The organism is Actinomycetota bacterium, from assembly GCA_030650795.1.
Classification (GTDB): domain Bacteria; phylum Actinomycetota; class Actinomycetes; order S36-B12; family S36-B12; genus UBA11398.
Map to the genome: position 1 here is coordinate 49,828 of JAUSDJ010000021.1, position 15,616 is coordinate 65,443.

At 59.5% G+C, this 15,616-nt stretch carries 16 protein-coding genes and 1 pseudogene; 6 read left to right on the top strand and 11 right to left on the bottom strand.

Annotation, left to right across the window (positions count from 1 at the left end):
• Positions 1-67: 67 nt before the first annotated feature.
• The 6 genes and pseudogenes from Q7L55_06330 to Q7L55_06355 all read right to left on the bottom strand — a co-directional run bounded on the left by Q7L55_06330 (position 68) and on the right by Q7L55_06355 (position 3,884).
• Complete coding sequence (locus Q7L55_06330; GenBank protein ID MDO8732173.1) at positions 68-628, bottom strand: hotdog fold domain-containing protein; 561 nt, start codon at positions 626-628, stop codon at positions 68-70.
• Positions 625-1,936 (bottom strand): annotated as a pseudogene (locus tag Q7L55_06335) (MFS transporter). The gene Q7L55_06330 and the pseudogene Q7L55_06335 overlap by 4 nt, the downstream one beginning before the upstream one ends.
• Positions 1,937-1,946: 10 nt before the next feature.
• Positions 1,947-2,408, bottom strand: a complete 462-nt coding sequence (locus Q7L55_06340; GenBank protein ID MDO8732174.1) for a MarR family transcriptional regulator — start codon at positions 2,406-2,408, stop codon at positions 1,947-1,949.
• Between the two features lie 44 nt (positions 2,409-2,452).
• Entirely contained in the window at positions 2,453-2,800 is a 348-nt protein-coding gene (locus Q7L55_06345; GenBank protein ID MDO8732175.1) for a nuclear transport factor 2 family protein, read from the bottom strand.
• 103 nt (positions 2,801-2,903) lie between these two features.
• Positions 2,904-3,293 carry an SHOCT domain-containing protein gene (locus Q7L55_06350; protein ID MDO8732176.1) on the bottom strand — a complete coding sequence of 130 codons (390 nt, stop codon included), beginning with the start codon at positions 3,291-3,293 and terminating at the stop codon, positions 2,904-2,906.
• Positions 3,294-3,437: 144 nt separating this feature from the next.
• Positions 3,438-3,884: a hypothetical protein gene (locus Q7L55_06355; GenBank protein MDO8732177.1), complete on the bottom strand. Its 447-nt coding sequence runs from the start codon at positions 3,882-3,884 to the stop codon at positions 3,438-3,440.
• A gap of 75 nt (positions 3,885-3,959) precedes the next feature.
• Here Q7L55_06355 and Q7L55_06360 point away from each other — a divergent pair, with 75 nt between their 5' ends.
• Complete coding sequence (locus Q7L55_06360) at positions 3,960-4,382, top strand: CoA-binding protein (GenBank protein MDO8732178.1); 423 nt, start codon at positions 3,960-3,962, stop codon at positions 4,380-4,382.
• 51 nt (positions 4,383-4,433) lie between these two features.
• Here Q7L55_06360 and Q7L55_06365 read toward each other — a convergent pair whose 3' ends face one another.
• Positions 4,434-5,204, bottom strand: coding sequence for a thioesterase family protein (locus Q7L55_06365; GenBank protein MDO8732179.1), 771 nt, complete (start codon positions 5,202-5,204; stop codon positions 4,434-4,436).
• 250 nt (positions 5,205-5,454) lie between these two features.
• Here Q7L55_06365 and Q7L55_06370 point away from each other — a divergent pair, with 250 nt between their 5' ends.
• A complete protein-coding gene (locus tag Q7L55_06370; protein ID MDO8732180.1) occupies positions 5,455-6,552 on the top strand; it encodes a hypothetical protein in 1,098 nt (365 codons plus the stop codon).
• 58 nt (positions 6,553-6,610) lie between these two features.
• Complete coding sequence (locus Q7L55_06375; protein ID MDO8732181.1) at positions 6,611-7,639, top strand: hypothetical protein; 1,029 nt, start codon at positions 6,611-6,613, stop codon at positions 7,637-7,639.
• A 31-nt stretch (positions 7,640-7,670) separates the two neighbouring features.
• On the opposite strand, the gene Q7L55_06380 is transcribed toward Q7L55_06375, so the two are convergent.
• Both Q7L55_06380 and Q7L55_06385 read right to left on the bottom strand, forming a co-directional pair.
• Complete coding sequence (locus Q7L55_06380; protein ID MDO8732182.1) at positions 7,671-8,090, bottom strand: nitroreductase family deazaflavin-dependent oxidoreductase; 420 nt, start codon at positions 8,088-8,090, stop codon at positions 7,671-7,673.
• 18 nt (positions 8,091-8,108) lie between these two features.
• Positions 8,109-9,497 (bottom strand): lipocalin-like domain-containing protein, encoded by a 1,389-nt coding sequence (locus Q7L55_06385; GenBank protein ID MDO8732183.1) that lies wholly within the window; start codon positions 9,495-9,497, stop codon positions 8,109-8,111.
• Between the two features lie 186 nt (positions 9,498-9,683).
• Between Q7L55_06385 and Q7L55_06390 the strand changes: the two genes are divergently transcribed.
• Positions 9,684-10,565 carry a DNA-formamidopyrimidine glycosylase family protein gene (locus Q7L55_06390; protein MDO8732184.1) on the top strand — a complete coding sequence of 294 codons (882 nt, stop codon included), beginning with the start codon at positions 9,684-9,686 and terminating at the stop codon, positions 10,563-10,565.
• Between the two features lie 527 nt (positions 10,566-11,092).
• Positions 11,093-11,908, top strand: a complete 816-nt coding sequence (locus tag Q7L55_06395) for an SDR family oxidoreductase (protein ID MDO8732185.1) — start codon at positions 11,093-11,095, stop codon at positions 11,906-11,908.
• On the opposite strand, the gene Q7L55_06400 is transcribed toward Q7L55_06395, so the two are convergent.
• On the bottom strand, positions 11,901-12,095 hold the full coding sequence (locus tag Q7L55_06400) for a hypothetical protein (protein MDO8732186.1): 195 nt from the start codon (positions 12,093-12,095) through the stop codon (positions 11,901-11,903). The genes Q7L55_06395 and Q7L55_06400 overlap by 8 nt on opposite strands.
• A 107-nt stretch (positions 12,096-12,202) precedes the next feature.
• Positions 12,203-13,060 (bottom strand): hypothetical protein, encoded by an 858-nt coding sequence (locus Q7L55_06405; GenBank protein ID MDO8732187.1) that lies wholly within the window; start codon positions 13,058-13,060, stop codon positions 12,203-12,205.
• Positions 13,061-13,334: 274 nt separating this feature from the next.
• On the opposite strand from Q7L55_06405, the gene Q7L55_06410 reads away from it, so the two are divergent.
• The gene (locus tag Q7L55_06410) at positions 13,335-14,984 is read left to right on the top strand and encodes a lipocalin-like domain-containing protein (GenBank protein MDO8732188.1); all 1,650 of its coding nucleotides are present in this window, start codon (positions 13,335-13,337) and stop codon (positions 14,982-14,984) included.
• The last annotated feature ends 632 nt before the right edge of the window (positions 14,985-15,616 follow it).

Below are 15,616 nucleotides of genomic sequence, written 5' to 3' on the forward strand. Positions count from 1 at the left end.
GAGGGACGCGGAGAAATTCACAAGTGCCTCACAGACATGCTCTTGAAAATCTTGACCGGTAATGGCCTTACATTGCGCCGGGTTTCAATGCGATCCATAAACCTTCGGCTTCAGCGCAGAGGGTTTCGCCATCGCGAACAGTCCCGCGGAACCAGTATTTGCGGCCCTCGCTTCGCGCCAGGTGGGCTTCGATAGTCAATTCCTTGTTCACGGGTGTGACATTTCGAAAATCAACCTTCAGGTAAGCCGTTCGGCGCAGGATTCCGTCATCGATCGCGATGCGACCGATGATCTCATCGAAGATCAATGGAATGGCCCCGCCGTGTGCTGCTCCGTTGGCGCCGTGGAAGAAATTCGTGAAGACGATCGTTGCCTGCATGCTCTCGTCATGCCACTGAGGATTGATCAACTGCGGACTAAGGCTTCGCACTCCGCTTTCGCCGCCGTGCAGTGACCAGTCCGGTGACTGGATGAACTCGTAGCGATGGGGTTCAAGTAAGGCCGCGGCTTGTTCCAGAGCCGTAGCCGCCGCGAGTGAAATCTCTTCTGGCGCGGTCGAGTTTGGCAAGGAGTCCTGTACCTCGCGTAACGCGCGCGAAAGTCGATCGACTGTTGCTTCAGAAGTCATGGTTGCGCAGCGTACGTCTCCAATGAGCCAACTGCGGCAAACATCGCAGCCAGATGATCGGGCTCGCGCTGGGTCACCCGGATACGCCAATGCTCAAGATGTATACGCAGATGGTGGAACTTCACCAAGTAGTAGAGGCCGACGCACGCGGACAGGAGTCCGGCGAATGCGCCGAGTCCGATTGCAGCGCGCGGCCCATAGGCGTTGGCAATCCAGCCAATAATCGGTGCACCAATGGGGGTGCCGCCCATGATCACCGCCATCAGGATGGCAATCACGCGTCCGCGCATAGCCGGATCCGTTGAGAGTTGAACGGTGCTGTTGGCGGTTGTCATGAGAGTCTGCGAAGCAACGCCGACGATCATCAAGTCGATTGCAAACAGCGCATACGTGGGTGCGATCGCTGCAAAGGCGAGAGAGATGCTGAAGATTGACGCGCCAACAAGGAGCAGTGTGACCTTGGGCCGGGCCCGGCGGGCCGACATCAGGGCACCAGCGACCGAGCCCAGTGCCATCGCAGACGTCAGTAATCCGAATGCTCCGGCTCCGGCATGGAACACCGAGACGGACATCGTGGACAGGTAGATCGGGAAGTTCATGCCAAAGGTGCCGAGCAAGAACAGCATCAACAGAATCGCCTTCAAGTCAGGGCGCTGCCAGACATATCGGAATCCCTCGACGAAGCTTCCCCGTTCGCGCACCGGCCGATCACGACGCTGAAGTTCGTGAACTCGCAGCAGGGTGAGAGAAGCAAGAACTGCACTGAATGAAAGCCCATTGATGATGAAGACCCAGCCCGACCCCAGCACTGCAATGAGCACGCCAGCAACAGCGAGGCCAATCAGTCGCGCGCCGTTGAACGAAGTTGAGTTCAATGCAACTGCGTTGGAGAGATTTCCTCCTGGGACCAGATCAGAGACGAAGGTCTGGCGTGCTGGTGTATCGAATGCAGTGACGCATCCGAGAAGGAATGCGAAGACAAACACTTCCCACAACTGCACTGATCCACTGATCGTCAGGATGCCCAGGCCAAGAGCCAGAGCCCCCATGGCTCCCTGGGTGGCCATCAGGAGCTTGCGACGATCGAGATGGTCGGCGGCCATTCCGGTGAATGGGAGCAACAGCACTGATGGGCCGAACTGCAAAGCCATGACTACGCCGACTGCAGTTGCATTGTTGTGCGTCAATTGGGTGAGGACCAGCCAGTCTTGAGCGGTCCGCTGCATCCAAGAGCCAATATTGGAGACGATCGCTCCAGTGGCCCACTCGGTAGTTGAAGATTGAGAGTGAGCGAAACATCGCGCTCATAGTCGCCTCATCATGAGTCGGCGATCTGGCGAAGAATGTGTGCCGCCCTCTCCAATGCCTCGCGATCTATTGGCGACAAATCCTTCAGACGAGAGTTCAGCCAGCCGTGACGCAAGCGCCGTGTCTTCTTTGCCATGGCAATGCCGGTGTCAGTGGCGGCAATGAGCACCTTGCGCCGATCATCGGGATCGTCATGGCGTTCGACATATCCGGCAGCCTCGAGGGCATTGACGGTTTGGTTCATCGAAGGGGGAGTGACTCGCTCGCGAATGCTCAGTTCTTTCAACGAGTGTGGACCTTGCTTGACCAAGAACACCAGCACTGAGTAGTGGGTGTCACCGATCTGATCATCGATGCGTTCAGCCTTGAGTCGCCTGTGAAGTCGGACAATCGCGCTTGCGACATCGATGCCCAAATCGCTGGGCGAGCCAGACGACTGACTGGTGCGCGACCCGCTCAACTGCCGATGCATATTCGTAAGGCTACCAAATTAGGTGGCCTAATAAAATTGCAGGGTCACATTGGGGCTGGGCCGCTATACCCCGTCATCCGCAATATCTCGCCGTTCTCATTGCACTCGAATACGTCTGCGACGCGTCCGGTTGGACCATTTGGCGACATCGAGATCATCTCTGCAATAGCAACGTTGCCGTCTTGGTAATAGCGGACCTGGGTGAAGGTCATGGAAGCGACTTGCTCAGTCAGCGCTTCATAGCCAGCGATGATTGCCTCGCGACCACGTGTCGGTGGCGTTCCATTGGGTGGAACCCACAGGCCATCTTCCGCAAAGAGGCGACCCATATCTCCCATGCGATTGGCATTGAAGAGTTCGACATACCGCTGTGCAGTTTCAGTTGGCGTCATGCGAGCCATTGTGCCCAATGAGGTAGATGCAGAAATGACAAACGCCCCACCAACTGCTTGCTACCGGTGGGGCGTTCGTCGTTGAAACTAATCGGTGTTGAAATTAGGAAGCGAGTGCCTTCGTCTTGAGCTGATCGAACTCAGCCTGGTTGATGGCGCCGCTGTCGAGCAGAGACTTCGCTGAGGTGATTTGTTCAGTCGGCGTTCCGGTAGTTCCGGCAACCTGCTGGATGTATTCAGTCTGTGCTTTCTGCATGGCCTGTGCCTGCTCAACGGCGCGCTCGTGCATGCCGCCACCGCGAACAATGAGGTACACGAGAATGCCAAGCCAAGGCACGATGATGACGGCGACGACCCAGATGGTCTTCGCTGCGCCACTGAGGTCCTTGCTGCGGAAGATGTCACTCAACACCCAGAACAAGCACATGAACCATGCAAAGAACAAGAAGAATTCAATAAGTCCGAGCAGATAGTGGCCGTTGTCTTCGAACACGAGGGTTCCCTTCGTAGATGCGCCTGCGGGAACTCCGCGTGCATTCAGGGCGCAGTCTGCCAGCGATGTGGATCAGCACCGGCAGGAGTAACGAATTCGCATAAGCGAACTTGTGACTCCAATGCGTTCTAGGCAATATTCCGACTACTGGAGAAGGTCAATCCCGCAATCCGCCTTGACTGCGTCAGCATTCGCGAGGACCTCATTGAGCGCCTGGCTCGTCTGAGTTTCTGTTGTTCCATTCGGATCGCTATTCACTTGGGAAATCAGCGTGAACATGTCCGCAAGGTCCTGGCGACCATCAGCTGCGGCCGCATCCGCCACAGGCACCATGGCCTCGCCAAAGGCAAGGAGTTGCGCATCACTTACCGGCTCGCCTGACGCTGGCTTGATTGCGTAAGCCGCTGCCAGCGGATCGCAATAGGTGCTGCCGCCGTCAGTCGCCCCATCCACAGGCGCCTGGCTCGCAGGTGCCTCGGTGGCAACTGACGGTGACGAGCTCGGCGTGCTGCTACTGCAGGCCACCAGGCTGAAAGATGCGAATACGAGGCCTGCCGTGAGGGCGATTGCGCTCGTCCGTGAAATTGTCATGCGGCGCACGCTAGCGCAGACAAAGGGAGTTTTTCACCTTCCCTTTGGCGAGTCGCAAGAGCGTAGATTTGCGGGATGGCGGCAATCAACGATCCAGAAGTCATCGCTCGACTATTGAACGATGTCGAAGTGTGGGCGGTGGTTGGTCTGTCGAACAACCAAGCCCGCGACGCCTACCGCATCGCGCAACTCTTGCAGCGAAAGGGTAAGCGGATCGTCCCCGTGCATCCTTCCGCTGAGACCGTGCTCGGTGAAAAAGGGCACGCGACTCTGACCGAAGCGCGAAAAGCAGTCGGGCCCATTGGAGTGGTCGATGTGTTCGTGAACAGTGGTCTGGCTGGGCAGGTAGCAGACGAAGCCATCACAATTGGCGCGAGTGCGGTGTGGTTCCAGTTTGGAGTCATTGACGCTGCGGCAGCGGAGCGGGTGAATGCTGCTGGGCTCGGCATGGTGATGGACCGCTGCCCGGCGGTCGAATGGGCTGGCTTGCTTGATTGATCGCTTCTCTCAACATGATGCGATGAGTGAAAGCACTGTCGACGAGCGCTCCTAATTGGGGCGAACGACCATTTCCTGACTGGCCGAAGCCACCATTCGACCTGTCTCGTCATAGAAGTTGCCGCTGTAGTGGCCGCGTCCAGACGATAAGGAATGGCCGTGCCAATCCATGAGGTGCCAATTATTCAAATTGAATGGACGGTAGAACCAGATTGCGTGATCGATGCTGGTGACCATCGCATCCGAGGGAAATTCTGAGAACTGGACGAGGCCGGTGTAGAAGTCGGAGACGTATGTCATCGCACAGGCTTGAAGGCCGCTGTCTTCCGTTAACTCGGGAAGCACTCGACACCAGCTTCTCGGAGGATGGGCAAGCTGCAACTCCGGTGCCGAGTCGACAATCTGAATGTCGCGGGAAACAGGATGCGGGTAGAGCTCGAATGAATCACCCGGCACGGAAGTTCTTGGGAAGGTCTCAGATTGGGCCTCGATACCTGCTTCGGGTATTTGAAATGATGCGAGCGCATTCATCAACAGGCGATTCCCCTGTACAACTGTCATCTTGCGCGCAGAGATTACGCGACCGTCTCGTTCGCGTGTGACGCGAATTTCCACTGGCTTTGAACAATCACCGGCTGCCACGAAATACGCGTGCAGTGAATGCGGCACTCTTTCTGCAGGCACGGTTTTGCAGGCGGCCATGAGTGCTTGAGCCAGAAGTTGACCACCGAAGATACTCGGTGTGGCCGAGTCGAAGATTCCAGTGACGAAGACGTCCTGGTGGGTGCTCTGCATTGCGAGTATGTCAACCAAAGTTGACAACTGATGGCCTCCTCAATGCCTCGAAGCTGTCGCCGTTTGAGCCGCTGCTCGTGTCACTTACCTCTATGCATTCAAGCATTGAGAGCAGGCCGTTTGCCTGGCATTCATGACAATTGGCGCAAACGGCACCAAAGATTAAGGACGTTCATGCAGCGGACGACAGTCGACCTGTGGTGCGGCATATGTCAGAGCCCTGCGCGTGCGTGATTCGAGAACTAGGGTAAATACATATCTCTGGGTGGAGGATCGAATGGCCGATTTCGGATTGCAAAAGGGAAACGTGGTCTTGGAGTCGGCAGGCGCCTTGACCTTTGGTCCTGCGGATGTCTTGTTCGTCGCGGACAGCCGAAGGGCGACCATCGTGGCATTGGACGTAGCCGATGCCGGCCCGGATGGGAGCGCGGAGCCATTTGATCTGCACGATCTCGACGCGAACTTGGCGTCCTACTTGGGCTGCAGCGTGAGCGACGTGCACATCGGGGACTTGGCGATTCACCCTCGCACTCAGAATATCTATCTTTCCGTCACGCGCGGCGCTGGCGATGCGGCTGTGCCTGTGATCATTCGGATCGACCGCACCGACGGGACTCTTGCTGCAGTGGATCTCGAAGGCGTCGCGCTCTCCGAAGTGACGCTCGACGATGCTCCAAGTGCTGAGGATGAGCGCGTCGACATGTTCATGGCGTATGGCGACGAGGGAGAACTCGTCAAGTTCGGAGAGCGTGAGTTCCGGCTCGTCCGCAATCCAATCCGCACAGCGTCGATCACTGACATCAAATATGTTGGTGGCACTTTGTTCGTGGCGGGTCTTTCAAATGAAGAGTTCTCATCGACATTGCGGCGGATTCCATTCCCCTTTACTGCGGATGCCGCGGCAAACAGCCTAGAGATCTTTCACGTGTCGCACGGGGCGTGGGAGACAGCCGCTCCCATCAGGACCTTCGCGTCGTATGGCGACGGGTCTAGCATCATTGCCAGCTACACCTGCACTCCGCTGGTGAGCTTCCCCCTCGATGATCTGCGGCCTGGCGCTCATGTCAAGGGCCGAACAGTTGCGGAGCTTGGCTCCGGAAACACTCCAATCGATATCGTCTCCTTCATGCGAGGCGATCAGGAGCACCTGCTCGTGTCGAACAGCACCCGGCCACTGGTGAAGATCGCCTGCAGTGACATCGATCAGCAGGAGCCGTTGACTGAGCCGCAATTCCCAGAGGGCACGCCTCGCCAGGAGCCGGGCTACAAGGGCGTTGGTCGAATGGACACCCTCAACGGCGACTACATCCTGGCAATCCAGCTGGGCGATGACGGCAGGCGTCATCTTCGCTCGCTGAGCACCGCAAGCTTGTAACGGGACGGTGCAGCCGAGCATTTCCTGGGCAGAGTGGTCAGGAGCGGTAGTTCTTCGCGTGACTGGACTTCGATCCAGCGCGATCTCCTATCTCCCTGGTGCAATTCGCGTCTTCAGCAGTGAGGCCATTGTCGGCAGGGTCGCTTCGGGATTGCCATCTATGCCGGGTCGTGTTGAAGTCGAGACCGATGGTGTGTACTTCCACTCGCGCTTCGGATTCTCGCCTGGCATGTGGTACACCGTCACCATCCGCGAAAGTGAGGACGAAGCACCGATCGCCTTGACGATTGACTTCCCGCCACATGTCGAGTCCATTGTCACGTCGCGAGTTGTCGAGTTGTATCCCACGAGCAGTTCGGTGCCCTTCAATCAGCTGCGCTTGTACGTTGAGTTTTCTGCCGCTATGAGTGAGGGACAGGCCGCTCAATGCGTCCACGTCATCGACGAGATGACGGGAGTCAAGCTCGATGATGTGCTGCTACAGATGAATCCGGAGCTATGGGACCGTGATCGCCGGAGGCTGACGCTGCTCTTCGATCCTGGCCGGATCAAGCAGGGGCTGCTGCCTCACATGGAGTCGGGGTATCCGCTAGTCCAGGGACGCCCGGTGAAGATCGTGATCGATGCTGACTTCATGGATGCAACAGGACAGCCGCTACGACAAGCCTTCGAACGGCACTACGAGGTCGGTGCGGATGTGCGCCAGCACGTGGATCCGAGCATGTGGAAGATCCACCCGCCCCGGTTGGGGACCATGACCCCACTGATTATCGACTTTGACCGTGCCCTCGACTATGGATTGCTGCAGCATTCAATTCATGTTCTTGCTGTTGATGGAGCAGCGGTAGCAGGCAGGGTTGCGATTGGTCACGCGGAACAGAGCTGGGCCTTTGTACCTGCTGAGCCTTGGCTAGCGGGGGATTATCGACTTGAGATTGATCATCGACTGGAGGATCTTGCCGGCAACTCAGTGAGTCGGATATTCGACCGTGAACTTGGCAGGCAAGACCATGATCGCCGCAGCGAGATCAACGCGCTTGTCTCGTTCTTCGTCGTCAGGGCTAACGACGCAGATTCTCTGCAGTGAGTACGAAGGCGCGTGCCAATCGTTCTTTGACTCAAGCCGTCGGTTCGAGGATGACCACAGGAATCAGGCGGGTCGTCATGGTTTCGTATTCTGCAAAGCCGGGGTAGTCAGACTTCTGCTTCGTCCAGATCGATTCGCGTTCATCGGTCGGCGCGGTACGTGCGCTAAATGACTTGGTGTCTGTGCCGACCTCTGCACTTACTCCGGGATTCGCAACCAGATTGCGGTACCAGTCCGGGTCACTGGCCGCACCGGCCTTGGACGCGAAGACAGCAATTCGCCCGCCTCCGAGATCCTGATACATCATGGGATTGACGCGCTCCAGTCCCGACTTTGCGCCCGTAGTGTGGAGCAGCAGAATCGGAGCTCCCTCGAAGTTGCCACCGACCTTGCCTGCATTGGAGCGGAACTCATCAATGATCTGGCTGTTCCAGTCTTGTGTTTCACTCATGATGTCGATCTCCTCGCGTCAGAAGGTCTGCTCAATCCAAGCCGTGCCGCCAACGGTCTTGCCCTTGAAGATGCCCTTCGCCTTGGCCACACCCTCGTAGACAGATCCGCCGCCATTGGCCCCAGGGAACTCCTGTGAATCCATCAGGGTCGTGACAACGATGTCGGCTCCGAAGGAGGGAATCTGCACGCGGAACTGCGTGAAGTACGTGTCGCCGCTCTCCGGGCTCTTCCACGTCTTTCCAAATGGCGTGACGGTGCTGCCAACGAGGTAGGTGTCACCGTTGGCAGCCTCAAGTGTCGCGAAGCCAACCATGGCCGTATTCAGAGTTGGCGTCTGACCGCTGCCAACGATGCCAACGTTGGAAATCGAGAAGCCGTTGTCGAGCTGCATGTCCTGCAGGATCCACTGGACTGGATTGGCTGCGGTGCCGAAGGCGCCGTACTCATGGTCCATCCAGGTGACACCCTGAACGGGAAGCTTCTTGCCGTCGATCGTGATGGATCCCTTCGCCTTCAGGTGCGTCAGCGAGAAGTAATAGTTGTTGTCCAGCGTGCTGGTGCCCTTCGCCCCCGGGTTCACGCCAGTGCCCCAGACGAAGAAAGGCCGCCCCTTCTGAGAAAGAGTGAGATCGAAGGTGACAGCCGTCATCGAAGGATCATCGGTCAGCAAGGCCCTCACGTGCATGTTCTTGGTCGGGTCAGCCGCCGGGGCCGCCATCGAAACAAAGGTGGGGAACGAGACCGCCTTCGCGCCGCTTCCGTTCCCGGTGATCGTCACCTTTGGTGGAGTGGTGTAGCCCTTGCCTGCGGAAGTGAGCACGAGCCCGGAGACCGCACCCTTGCTGTTGATTTGTGCGGTGGCCGAAGCGCCGGTGCCATCACCTGTGAATGTGACGGTGGGAGCGGCGGTGTAACCCGAGCCGGCGCTGGTGAGCTGCAAGCCTCCCAGCTTGTTCGCTTCGTCACCAAGACGTGCCGACCAGGGCTTGCTGACATCGGACTGGGCCCAAGTCGTTGGCGAGAAGTTGCCCGGTGGGGCATAAACCGTGGTGCGCTGATAGTGACGCTGCTTTGACACGTCGGTGAGCATGATCTGCGAAAACGCGAATCCCTGTGCCTCGAAGGACGCCGCGTTGATCTCGAAGCCGAAGGTCCGATTGCCCGCGCGCAATGTGCCCGTGTGCCACCACCACTCAGTTGGAGAACCCTGGTGCAGGTACATGTCCTTGGGCAAGGTCAACACGACGGCACTCGGCGGTATTGGCTGTGGCGCTGCTGCTGCGGTCGGCGTCGGAGTGCTTGAGGCTGCCTGGCTGGCAGTGCCGGTGAATGCTGCGGTCACGCCAATCACGAGCAGGATTGCTCCTGCACTGACATACCGCGACTTTCCGCGAGCTCGTGTCATTTGAGTTCCTTTCACAACGCGGATCTCGGAGCAATCGGCGCCAGTCTAGGGACTTGTGAGTGCACCCCACCAAGCTTCGCGTCTTTCGATTGTCTGCAAGCCTCGTGTTGATGCGGCGCACGCGGCTTCGTCTCCGACGAAGGCTCGAGCCATCCTGAAGCTTCATCAGTCGCGTAGCCTGAGCCGATGCCGGAACTTCCCGAGGTGGAGGCGCTCGCCCGATTCCTGGACGTGCGTACGGCTGGGTCGCGGATCGCCAGCGTGGCCTTGGCCAGTGTGAGTGCCCTGAAGACAGTCGACCCGCCTCTTAACGCGCTCGAGGGACAGCAAGTGCTGTCAGTCGCGCGCCGAGGGAAGTTCCTGGACTTGTCGACGGACCGTGGCTTGCATTTGGTGTGGCACTTGTCGAGGGCGGGCTGGGTGCAATGGCGTGACGAGGTTCCCTCGACTCCAGTCAAGATGGGCAAGGGTCCGCTGGCGCTCCGACTTGCTTTCGTCAGTGACAACGGCGAGTCGGTGGGCGGTTTCGATGTGACTGAAGCCGGCACCCAGAAGCGGCTTGCGGTGCACGTCGTCCGTGACCCGATAAGCATCCCGGCCGTAGCAAGGCTGGGACCCGACGCGCTTTCCGACGAGCTCACTCTTGATCTGTTTGCTGCAATCCTGGCTGCCGCTGGGCGGGCGCAGATCAAGGGCGTGCTGCGCAATCAATCAGTGATCGCTGGAATCGGCAACGCCTACAGCGACGAGATCCTGCACTCCGCCCGGCTGTCCCCATTCCATCCGTGCAACTCGCTGACGCCAAGCGAGCTTGCTGCCCTCTATGCAGCTATGCGCAACGAGTTGACCACTGCGATCAAGAACAGCGTCGGGCACGGCACGGGCGGCCTGAAGTCTGAGAAGAAGGCCAACTTGGCTGTTCACGGGAAGGCCGGCCAAACATGCCCGGTGTGCGGGGACGTCGTTCGCGCGGTGTCGTTCTCGGACTCCTCGCTGGAGTACTGCCCGACGTGCCAAACGGGCGGCAAGTTGCTGGCGGACAGGCGCACGAGCAAGTTCATAAAATAGACCGGAGCTCTTGATTCCCTCACGAAAGTGCGCCCGGAGGGAATCGAACCTCCAACCAACAGGGATTCGCGGGAACGGCCGCGTCACCTTGGCCACCGTGCTTCAGTCGTGTCGCGAGTGCCGAGTTTGGTGCGCGCGACACGCACAGCCACTCTGCCTAACGCCAGGATGGCCAGTGAATGTACACCCCTGAGCGGCAACGCCTGATCGCAACCTATATGGACTCCTCCCTGCCGGACCAGCGTGCTCAAGATCTTTGGAACACCGTGGCCTTGAATCGGACCGAAAACGTCGGCACACTTCGTGATCACCTTGCTGGAGACGGACCAGCCTTTCAGTCTTGAGATCCACCACGCGACCTTGCGGCTGAGGACTGACGTGAGGTGCGCAATGTTTGCGGTATAGCAGCATCCGTTGCCTGTGACTTTTACAAGGCTGAGGCAAATGCCATACGTGTATTCGGTTGGACATCTAGCATCGTCATCACTCTGGAACGTAACAACGACATGGCCTCGAGGGAGCACTGGATGGATCTTGATCTTGCGAATCGGCGTGTGCTGGTCACCGGTAGCAGCTCCGGTATCGGCACCGGTATCGCTCAGGAGTTCGCCGCTGAGGGGGCACTCGTTGTCGTGCATGGGCGCAATGCGGAGCGAGCCAATGCTGTAGCTGACGGTATCCGAGCCGCGGGAGGGCAGGCAGCTGTTGCAGTTGGGGATCTTTCCAACAATGAAGGCGCGGCTGCTGTTGCTCAGGAGGCACTTGCTGCGTTTGGTGGCATCGACATCCTGATCAACAACGCTGGCGGCGGTTCAGAGATCGCCGAGGATGTCTCCTTCTTCAAGATGACGCCCGAAGACTTGATCTACACCTACGAGGCGAACACCGTGGCCGCGTTCCGGCTAATCCAGGCATTGGTACCGGCGATGCGGGAGCGTGGTTGGGGCCGTGTCATCAACATTGCTTCAGCGGCCGGAGTCACTCCCACTTCAGCTCAGCCGGACTATGGCCCTGCCAAGGCGGCGATGATCAACTTGTCCTTGGGGCTGTCGAAGACTCTGAAAATGACGGGTGTGACCGTGAACTGCGTATCCCCGGGTATGACGATGACAGAGAACTTGGTGAGCGGCATGCTCACCACGTTTGCTCAGAAGCGCGGCTGGGGCGATGACGTCCAGCGCGCGAAGGACTACTTCGTGAAAGGAACTGGCCAGACGGCAAACCGACCCGCTGAGGTTGCCGACATCGCCTATGCCTGCGTGATGCTGGCTAGCCCACGCGCTGACATCATCAACGGCACCAATTTCCACGTAGATGCGGGCATATCACCGGCAATCAACTAGTGAGACTTCCGTGCCCCACGATCACCGCCACCACCAGCCGGGACTGCCACACGAAATCTTGAACTTGGATCTGCGCGACGCCACCGGTCGCCGGGCGGAGGTCTACGCGGATGTCCTCGATTATGCGGCGAACTTCCCAGACGCCAACCTCCGCCAAGCCAAACTGCGTGGAACTCGTTGTGAACACGCCACCACAGACTGAGCGACGTTCGGGGTCTGCGCGCCGTTGACCGCTGACTAAGAAGTGAGCCCAGCGTCAGGATGACGCTGGGCTCACTTCTTTCGAATTGCGGATCAGACGTTCACTGTTTCGCGGAATTGAATGCGGGCTCCATCGGTGGCCGACTCATCCAGTGCTAGCAATGTGCATTGGGGCGTTTCGAGCTCGGCCACGGAAAGGCCCTTGGCCTCCAAGACCTTCTTGGCCGCATCGAGTGACCTTACGGGCAGGGTTACCGCATAAATCGATGGTCCTCGCGCATCAAGAGCAGTCTTGATGTCTGACTCTGTTGCCTTGTCGGTCGGGGTGATGAATTCAACGATGTGATCGTTGAAGTCGATTGCGAAGGAATTCGCTGCCGTGCCCGCGTGGGTTCTCGAGGGCTCCCGGTTTGTGAATTCGCTCATCCAGACGACGGAGGATTCAGCATCAGGTACGCACAAGGTCACTGTCGGGCCACCGGCTAGACCAACAGGGTTGCTGTTCGCGCCCGCCGCCGGATCCCAATTGTCCTCGCCTCGGGGGTCATCTTTGAAGTAGGCCGTCGTCAGCTCCAGGCACAAGCCCTGACAATCACGCGGATGTAGGAAGATGTAGTTCCCGGGTGATTGATCCGTGATGCGCAGCCCGCGTTGATTTGCGATTTCGATCGCCTCGTCCAGGTTGGGAACGGTCCACTCCAGAGAATGCCAGCGTTGTCCGAAGCGCTTCAAGGTGGTGCCGATGGCCTTGTCGGGATCAGTCGGGGCGAAGACCTCGAAACAGGCGGCTCCTGCTAGATAGACCGCATTGGCACCGCCGAAGTCCGGTTCCTTGAATTTCATGAAGACTTCCGCATCGAATACGTCTCGGTAGAACTTGAGCACATGGTCGTAGTCGTACGCGAATTGATTGACATGTCCATGACGTAGGACATTCAGTGTTGCTGTCATTGATCGTCCTTTCCCTTGCTTTTCATCAGAGTTGGATGGCTTTGAGACTTTAAAACTCTTCTAGGCTGCTTGGGCCAAGTTCGCGACCGAAGCCGGATTCCTTGACCCCGCCGAATGTATGCCAACTCCGGCGGAGTGGTAGGCCGCGTCGGTACTTCCGCGCGCACGAACTTCCCGGCGCCGAGCCCGAGGTTGAGCCGTAAGTTGCGATGGTCTGTGATGTCTCCGTCGCCGAGGTGATGACACGGCGGCGCGCGGGTTGCAGGATGGGTGCATGACCGACATGGACCGAGCCACGCACGACAGCATCGCGACCGCACTGTGGATGCGCGAGTTCGACCAGGCAGCGATCCCGGCCGACGTCGCGGCGGTGCTCGACAGCCCGAAGAACAGCCCGACGGCGCTGGGGCAGCGGATGCGCGCTTGCCTGCGCTACCTGCTCGACCATCCCCTGTCGCACACCCCCGACATGACGAAGACGTACGAGCGACTGCTCAACTTCTGCGATGCGCTTACCCCGCAGCAGGCCTATGTCTGGCAGACGTCCTTTCTCGGCCCTCCGTCGACCGTGGGATATGACCAGGTGCCGGCCGTGGCCGACCTGCAGTTCCCGCGCGACCACCTTCCCAAGGTTCGCAGCCAGGTCGGCTGGCACTTCTTCGTCGGCAGCTGCTGGGACGTGGACGGCAACGAGTACGGCGCCGAGCTCATGTTCTTCCAGACGGCGCTGTTCCCTCCAGACTTCGCGGCCGGACTCGGGCTGACCGATGACGAGAACCAGGTCGTGGAGCTGCAGCTGGCCATCAGCGAGAAGGGCGGGCGCCACTACCAGGCCGAGCCGGTCGTCCTGGCCGGCACGAGTGGGCTCGTGCGCGTGGAGCGGGAGCCCTTCGTCTACCACCTCGGTCGCAACGAGATCCGGTGCCACCGCACCGAGGGGATGTTCCCGGTGACCATCAAGGGCTGGGGAATCGACCGGGGCGGCGAGTCGGGAGTCGAACTGGGACTGGACATCACCTTCACTTCCGGCAAGGAGACCCTCCTGCAGGGAGAGGGCGGATGCATGCCATCGATCGACGGGACCGGCTCCCTGTACTACTCCATCCCCAACCTAGTGCTCGACCCGTCGTGCAGCACGCTGACGCTCGACGGCCGGACGGTCGAGCTCACGAGCGGGGCGTTCTGGTTCGACCACCAGTGGGGCCAACTGTCGGGCGCGGGCCGCAGCAGCGTCATGCGCGCGGCGAAGTACTCGACGGACCCCGAGCCGGTTGGGTGGGACTGGTTCATGGCTCAGCTCTCCGGCGACCGGCAGGTGACGGTCTTCTCCCCCCACCGCAACGCGATGAGCGCCTTCTACCAGCAGACCGGTCCCACGCCTCCGCCCACGATGAGCGTCCCCGTCAAGGGGACGTACATGGCGGCCGACTGCTCAACCTCACTGGTGCACGGCACACTGGTGATCGCCGACTGGGTACGGGCGGATCACTCCCCAAATCCGACCCGCTACTTCGTCACGAATACGTGGTACCCGAACTCGTGGCGCTTCACGCTGGACGAGACGGTGCCCGAGGACATCCGAGAGTTCCTCATGATCCCGATCGTCGATCAGGCGCAGTCCGGGTTCTTCGCCAACGGTGCCCAGTACGCCGAGGGGGCGGTGGTCATCACCGCGCCCGACGGAACCGACCTCGGCCGCGGCTTCGCGGAGTCGGTCTCCTACGCCGACACCCGGGAGACCACGTTCGCCCTCGGCGGACTGCCGCACACGCCCGAGCACATCGAGTCGATGTCGATGCGGCGCACGCCAAAGGCCCTTGCCGTGCTCAACATCGCCTACGTGCTCGCTCATCAGAAGGAGCTGCACGAGATCGGGGCGGAGTCGGCCGGCATGCAGTTCTTCGTCGACACGCCGACCACCTAGGCCGGCGACACCCCCGGCGTCGACACGGTTTTTCAGGCCTACTTCAAGCGAGTCTGATACCCGCATGTCCGTGTCTTCACGAGCGCCCCCGAGTTGCCCAACAACCTCGGCGGATGGCCGGTCGAACGGGTCGAGTCGGGTCTCGAGAGCCGGGGCTCGACTATGCACACTGCCAAGGGTCTCAAGATGACGCCCATTGCGGAGGCGGAGAAGCAGCTTCGGCAGTATGCGCAGCGACAGGACAAGGCTGAGGCGAAGGCCGCTGAGTCGACCTCCGAGTTACTATTTGGTGAGGACGAGTAGCCCCGAAGTCCAGCCGGGCAAGTCGGGGGCGCGATTCCCCAACCCCTGCGGGTCATCCAGGGGTGGAGCCATCCTTCGGTCGCCTCGGCGCCATGATCGGGTTCGGTCCAGGACTGCTGTCAACACTGCTGTCAGCATCTGAACCTCGGGCTCAGTAGCTGACATTCCCTCACAAAAAGTGCGCCCGGAGGTGCGGTGTTTCACGACTTAGTTAACCCCTGTCCCGCGTCTTCGTTAACCCTGCGGGGATGTCGAAGAACCGGGTCATCGTGGAAGCAGTGCTCGCTGGTCAGTCCCATGGGGCGGTCGCGCGACAGTATGGAATTTCG

What these genes read in the sequence shown, in the direction of transcription:
- Q7L55_06405 (MDO8732187.1), bottom strand. Translation starts at nt 13,060, where the DNA reads ATGACAGCAACACTGAATGTCCTACGTCATGGACATGTCAATCAATTC.
- Q7L55_06360 (MDO8732178.1), top strand. Translation starts at nt 3,960, where the DNA reads ATGGCGGCAATCAACGATCCAGAAGTCATCGCTCGACTATTGAACGAT.
- Q7L55_06345 (MDO8732175.1), bottom strand. Translation starts at nt 2,800, where the DNA reads ATGACGCCAACTGAAACTGCACAGCGGTATGTCGAACTCTTCAATGCC.
- Q7L55_06380 (MDO8732182.1), bottom strand. Translation starts at nt 8,090, where the DNA reads ATGAGTGAAACACAAGACTGGAACAGCCAGATCATTGATGAGTTCCGC.
- Q7L55_06340 (MDO8732174.1), bottom strand. Translation starts at nt 2,408, where the DNA reads ATGCATCGGCAGTTGAGCGGGTCGCGCACCAGTCAGTCGTCTGGCTCG.
- Q7L55_06370 (MDO8732180.1), top strand. Translation starts at nt 5,455, where the DNA reads ATGGCCGATTTCGGATTGCAAAAGGGAAACGTGGTCTTGGAGTCGGCA.
- Q7L55_06330 (MDO8732173.1), bottom strand. Translation starts at nt 628, where the DNA reads ATGACTTCTGAAGCAACAGTCGATCGACTTTCGCGCGCGTTACGCGAG.
- Q7L55_06410 (MDO8732188.1), top strand. Translation starts at nt 13,335, where the DNA reads ATGACCGACATGGACCGAGCCACGCACGACAGCATCGCGACCGCACTG.
- Q7L55_06355 (MDO8732177.1), bottom strand. Translation starts at nt 3,884, where the DNA reads ATGACAATTTCACGGACGAGCGCAATCGCCCTCACGGCAGGCCTCGTA.
- Q7L55_06390 (MDO8732184.1), top strand. Translation starts at nt 9,684, where the DNA reads ATGCCGGAACTTCCCGAGGTGGAGGCGCTCGCCCGATTCCTGGACGTG.
- Q7L55_06385 (MDO8732183.1), bottom strand. Translation starts at nt 9,497, where the DNA reads ATGACACGAGCTCGCGGAAAGTCGCGGTATGTCAGTGCAGGAGCAATC.
- Q7L55_06395 (MDO8732185.1), top strand. Translation starts at nt 11,093, where the DNA reads ATGGATCTTGATCTTGCGAATCGGCGTGTGCTGGTCACCGGTAGCAGC.